The sequence below is a fragment of the Exiguobacterium sp. OS-77 genome, assembly GCF_000414195.2.
Classification (GTDB): domain Bacteria; phylum Bacillota; class Bacilli; order Exiguobacteriales; family Exiguobacteriaceae; genus Exiguobacterium_A; species Exiguobacterium_A indicum.
Genome location: NZ_DF239008.1, coordinates 3075081 through 3081080 on the forward strand (window position 1 = coordinate 3075081; position 6000 = coordinate 3081080).

A 6000-nucleotide genomic window follows, 5' to 3' on the forward strand; every position below is an offset into this window, starting at 1 on the left:
TTTGCGTCATTCCAGCTTAAAACGGAATCGTTTCACGTAATGCTTCGTCCACACTCTCGACACCGACGACCGTAATTCCGTCTGGATACGTCCAACCACCTAAGTTGTTTTTCGGAATGATCGCCCGCGTGAAACCGAGTTTAGCTGCTTCTGCTACACGTTGTTCAATCCGCGATACACGGCGAACCTCACCTGTCAATCCGACCTCACCAATCACGACATCCGTCGGACGCGTCGGCTTGTCACGGAAACTAGAAGCAATTGCCACACAAACCGCCAAGTCAATCGCTGGTTCATCAAGCTTCACACCCCCGGCTGCCTTGAGGTACGCATCTTGTGTCTGAAGGAGAAGACCCGATCGTTTCTCAAGAACAGCCATCAATAAGGCCACCTTATTTTGATCGATTCCGGTCGCCATCCGTCTTGGATTCCCGAATGATGTCGGTGAAATCAGTGCTTGCAGTTCGACAAGGACGGTCCGTGTCCCTTCCATGGAAGCAACAATCGTCGAACCGGATACACCGGACGTCCGCTCCTCGAGGAAAATTTCTGACGGATTCAAGACCTCTTCAAGACCAGACTCCCGCATCTCAAAAATTCCGATCTCATTCGTTGAACCAAATCGGTTTTTGACGGCACGCAGAATCCGGAACGTATGGTGACGTTCGCCTTCGAAATACAAGACAGCATCCACCATGTGCTCTAGTAAACGTGGTCCAGCAATCGAACCTTGTTTCGTGACGTGACCGACGATGAAGATCGCAATACCGCGACTCTTCGCAATTTTCATCAGCATCGCCGTACATTCACGTACCTGTGTCACGCTCCCGGGTGCGGACTGGATTTCATCGATGTAGACGGTTTGAATCGAGTCGATGATTAAAAAACGTGGCTGTTCTTCATCGACGACACGTTCAATCATGTTCATATCCGTCTCACTCAGGACGAACAAATCCTGTGTCGGTAAGCCAAGCCGTTCCGCGCGTAATTTCGTTTGTTTGAGCGATTCTTCTCCTGAGATGTAGAGCACTTTTTCGCCGCGTTGGGCAAGACGTGCGCTCGTCTGCAGTAAGATCGTCGACTTCCCGATCCCCGGATCTCCTCCAACAAGCACCATCGAACCTGGAACGATACCGCCTCCGAGGACACGGTCGAATTCACCACTTCCGGTAAAGACACGACTCTCTTCTTGCGAGACGATGTTCGCGAGGCGCTCTGGCTTCAATTGTTTTGTCGTCGTATGAACGAAAGCGGCACCGCGCCGCCCTTTTTTTTCTTCGACGACTTCTTCGACCATCGTATTCCATTCCCCGCATCCTGAACAACGTCCCATCCATTTCGGGGATTCGGTCCCACAGCTTTGACAAACGAATTTTGTTTTTAACTTAGCCAATCGATTCATCCTTTCTGTTTCAAAAAAAGAACCAGCTTCGCTCAGAAAGTGCGAAAGCTGGCCCTGTGCTCAGTGCTTATTCCGTTGCGGCAGAACTCACGTGATTCCGGCGAACGATGAATTCGTTCTCTTCGACATCAAGCGCAACACGTTCTCCTTTTTGGATATCGCCTGCGAGCAACGCTTCTGACAACCGGTCTTCCGCTTCCCGTTGAAGGGCACGACGGATTGGACGTGCGCCGTACTCTGGATCGTATCCGATATCGGCAATCTTCGAGAGGGCAGCTGGTGTCAATTCGAAATGAATTTCCTGTTCAGCCAAACGTTTTTCAAGGGTTTTCGCCATCAACTTCACGATCTCTTCGATGTGTTGTTTCTCGAGTGAGTGGAAGACGATCGTTTCATCAATCCGGTTCAAGAACTCTGGACGGAACGCCCGTTTGAGTTCTTCCATAACTTTATCTTTCATGTCTTTGTATTCGCGATCCGTATCTTCAGAAACAGCAAATCCGACATATTTATTACGTTTAAGGGCACTTGCACCGACGTTCGATGTCATGACGATGATCGTGTTACGGAAATCAACCGTCCGACCTTTCGAGTCTGTTAAGCGTCCATCATCAAGTACTTGCAAGAGAATGTTGAAGACTTCCGGGTGCGCCTTCTCGATTTCATCAAGTAAGATGACCGAGTATGGTTTCCGGCGAACTTTTTCAGTCAATTGACCGCCTTCTTCGTAACCGACATATCCTGGAGGTGAACCGACGAGACGGCTCGTTGCATGTTTCTCCATGTACTCTGACATGTCGATCCGGATGATCGCATCCTCATCTCCGAACATCGCTTCGGCAACCGCACGGGCGAGTTCTGTTTTACCAACCCCAGTAGGACCGAGGAAGATGAACGAACCAATCGGACGTTTTGGATCTTTCAGTCCAGCACGTGCCCGACGGATGGCTTTTGAAATTGATTTAACGGCTTCATTTTGTCCGATGACACGATCGTGAAGGATTTCTTCGAGGCGAAGGAGACGATCCGTCTCTTCTTCCGCGATCTTCGTGACCGGTACACCTGTCCAGTTGGCAACGACTTGTGCGATGTCATCTTTTGTGACTTCAAGTTTTTCGTTGCCTTGTTTATTCTGCCATTCCTCTTTCAAACGCTCAAGCTCATCGCGTAATTTTTGTTCCGTATCGCGGAGGCTTGCTGCTTTTTCGAACTCTTGGCTTTGGACAGCTTCATCCTTGTCCTTACGGATACCCTCGAGTTTTGCTTCGACTTCTTTTAAGTTCGGTGGTGCTGTGTATGAACGCAACCGAACTTTCGATGCCGCTTCATCGATCAAATCGATCGCTTTATCCGGAAGGAAACGATCTGAAATGTATCGATCCGACAAGGTGACGGCTTCTTGAATCGCTTCGTCTGTGATCGTCACACGGTGATGTGCTTCATAACGATCGCGAAGACCAAATAGGATTTGTGTTGCTTCATCCGTTGTTGGCTCTGCGACTTGGATCGGTTGGAAACGACGTTCGAGTGCCGCATCTTTTTCGATGTATTTCCGGTACTCATCAAGAGTCGTTGCTCCGATACACTGGAGTTCGCCTCGTGCGAGCGATGGTTTAAGGATGTTCGATGCATCGATCGCACCTTCTGCTCCACCCGCTCCGATCAATGTATGCAACTCATCAATGAAGAGAATGATGTTCCCCGCTTGACGAATCTCATCCATGACCTTTTTCAAACGATCTTCGAATTCACCACGGTATTTCGTACCAGCGACGAGTGTCCCCATGTCGAGTACCATAACGCGTTTATTGCGTAACGTCTCCGGTACCTCATTGTTGATGATTTGTTGAGCGAGACCTTCGACGACAGCCGTTTTACCGACCCCTGGTTCCCCGATCAAGACCGGGTTATTTTTCGTCCGGCGGCTCAAGACTTCGATGACACGTTGAATTTCTTTCGCACGACCGATAACTGGATCAAGACGTGTTTCGCGCGCTTGTTGTGTCAAATCACGAGCAAGACCATCAAGTGTTGGTGTTGCGACACCTGAACCTGCTTGCGACGCGTTTGCTGTCGTTTCACTGTTCCCGAGCAACTGGAGTACTTGCTGACGAGCTTTTGAAAGACTGATGCCTAAGTTATTCAAGACGCGAGCGGCAACACCCTCTCCTTCTCGGATCAATCCGAGTAAGAGGTGTTCTGTTCCAACGTAAGAGTGACCTAGTTTACGTGCCTCATCCATTGATAACTCGATGACTTTTTTCGCACGTGGTGTATAGTGAATCGTCGTTGCACCATCTTGTCCGCGACCGATCAATGCTTCGACTTCCATCTGAATTTTATCTGAACTGAGACCGAGTGCTGTTAAGGCTTTCGCAGCGATTCCGTCTCCTTCACGTACAAGTCCGAGTAAAATGTGTTCTGTTCCGATATTGTGGTGCCCCAACCGTACTGCTTCTTCTTGAGCAAGTGCTAATACACGTTGTGCACGTTCTGTGAATCGTCCAAACATCATTATGCAAAACCTCCTTGTGTGTGATCCCTGTTTGTCTGTTCGGTTAACATCGTCCGGATTCGTTTCGCCCGTTCGATGTCCCGTTCTCTAGATGTTAATTGTTTCCCGAAATGCTTTTGTAGAAAACCTGTTTGTAATGAAACGAGCAGTTGATGAAAAAGATTTGGAGGAAGATTGACCTCTAGTCCCAGACTGTCTGCTAAGCGAACATCCGATAGTCGTTCCGTTGCTTCCCGCGCTGTAATCAGTCGAGCTGATGTCAGGATACCGTAGGAACGATATAGTCTGTCCTCTAGTTCTTCTTGATACATCTCCAATAATCCTTTTCGTGCTGCCTGTTCTGCTTCAATTAATGCTTCGACGGCAAATTGATAGTCCGTGATCAGCATATCCTCACTTGCCCCAAGCGTCCGTTGGTTCGAAAGTTGGAACATGCGACCAGAGGCATCGCTTCCCTCGCCGTAACGCCCACGAATCGCGAATCCGAGCTGTCGTAAGTGTTTGATATAGCCTTGAATCTGATTCGTCAGGACCAGTCCCGGTAAGTGCAACATCACGGAAGCACGAAGACCTGTTCCGACGTTACTCGGACACGTCGTTAAATAACCGAGCGTGTCATCAAAAGCAATTTTAAATCGTTCACTGATCAAGCGATCGACTTGTTTTGCGATCCGAAACGCTTCTTCAAGTTGAAGTCCCGGTAATAACGTCTGGATTCGGAAATGATCCTCTTCGTTTACCATGACACTGATCTGCTCATCCTCACTAATGAAGAGTCCTGTCCGCGGATGACTCGCTAACGCTGGACTGATTAGATGCTTTTCTACTAAAGCGGTTCGCGTCAGGACATCTGCTTGATCGACGCGACCAAACCGGAACCCTTTCATCCCGTTTAGTTGGCGTTCTGTCTCTTCAATGAGTGCATTGGCTTGTGCTTCTGACAACATCGTTGAGAACGGGTAACGTGTCGTATTACGCGCCAATCGGATCCGTGTCGAAACGACGATGTCGTCAAAAGGAGAAGATTGATTCATCGATTCGCTTAAAGGGTGTTGGAGCAACTCTTCAAACATGACGCAAATCCTCCTCGACACTCTCAATCTGTTGTTTTATGACTTCTGCTTCTTCATAATCTTCTGCTAAGATTTTGCGGTTGAGCTGTTCTTTGAGTCGACTGAGTTGCTGGTTCAATCGTTTTTCAACGGATTCCTCATCAGGTCGTGAGCCATAATGTTGCGTATGACCGTGTTGGAACTGACGAACCATACCGTCGACTTCGTCTTTAAAAAATGAATAACAAGTCGGGCAACCGACTTTACGAAGATGAAGCAATTGTTGACGGGTCATACCGCAAGACGGACACGCCGTCCCTTGATATTCACGTGCTAACTCCCGCACACAAACCGAGCATAAGAATTTTTCATCGGTTTCCGATTCTTGTGGAAGTTTGACACGGACGATTGCTTCTCGTTCGCCACATCGTTGACAACGCATCGTGCATTCCTCCAATGTCCGACGACTAGAGTCGCTTCATGGTTTGAAGAAGCGTCCGCATCAAGTGGGCACGCATCCGGTGTTGATCTTCGACCGCCATTGGCAAACTCTCTTTTTGCAACAGCGATTGAATCAAAATAGCTTCCCGCCGCGTCAGTAATTGTTCGTTCATCAAACGAATCAAATAATCTTCTGCAGCTTGTTCCGTCAAATGATCACCGATCCATGAACTGACTTCGTCTAATAGATCGTGACTATCGAGCACAACGATTTTTTGAATCCGAATGTATCCGCCGCCACCCCGTTTACTTTCAACGAAATAACCCTTTTCGACCGTAAAACGAGTATTAATGACGTAGTTGATTTGTGATGGAACACAGTCAAAACGTTGTGCAATTTCTTGACGTTTGATTTCAATCGTCTTTTCGTCGTGTAAAATTTGCTTTAAATAGGCTTCGATGATATCTGTGATGTTTTGCATTGGCACCACCTCTCTGACCATCTTTGACTATTGTTTGATTTAATAGTAATCATCTAAAAAAAGAAATGCAACTGATAAGACTTTTTAGAAAACACAAAAAGACCGATC

5 protein-coding genes are annotated in these 6000 nt (G+C 47.9%); all 5 read right to left on the minus strand.

The genetic code is table 11. The features are described from left to right. Positions 1-16: 16 nt before the first annotated feature. The 5 genes from radA to EXG77_RS15760 all read right to left on the minus strand — a co-directional run bounded on the left by radA (position 17) and on the right by EXG77_RS15760 (position 5892). A complete protein-coding gene (gene radA / locus EXG77_RS15740; protein WP_029343076.1) occupies positions 17-1393 on the minus strand; it encodes a DNA repair protein RadA in 1377 nt (458 codons plus the stop codon). Positions 1394-1469: 76 nt separating this feature from the next. Beyond that, the gene (clpC, locus tag EXG77_RS15745) at positions 1470-3917 is read right to left on the minus strand and encodes an ATP-dependent protease ATP-binding subunit ClpC (protein WP_023466588.1); all 2448 of its coding nucleotides are present in this window, start codon (positions 3915-3917) and stop codon (positions 1470-1472) included. Further along, positions 3917-4990 (minus strand): ATP--guanido phosphotransferase, encoded by a 1074-nt coding sequence (locus EXG77_RS15750; RefSeq protein ID WP_023466586.1) that lies wholly within the window; start codon positions 4988-4990, stop codon positions 3917-3919. The genes clpC and EXG77_RS15750 overlap by 1 nt, the downstream gene beginning before the upstream one ends. Next, positions 4983-5411, minus strand: coding sequence for a hypothetical protein (locus EXG77_RS15755; protein ID WP_023466580.1), 429 nt, complete (start codon positions 5409-5411; stop codon positions 4983-4985). The genes EXG77_RS15750 and EXG77_RS15755 overlap by 8 nt, the downstream gene beginning before the upstream one ends. Positions 5412-5436: 25 nt before the next feature. Further along, positions 5437-5892 (minus strand): CtsR family transcriptional regulator, encoded by a 456-nt coding sequence (locus EXG77_RS15760; RefSeq protein WP_023466578.1) that lies wholly within the window; start codon positions 5890-5892, stop codon positions 5437-5439. Positions 5893-6000: the final 108 nt, after the last annotated feature.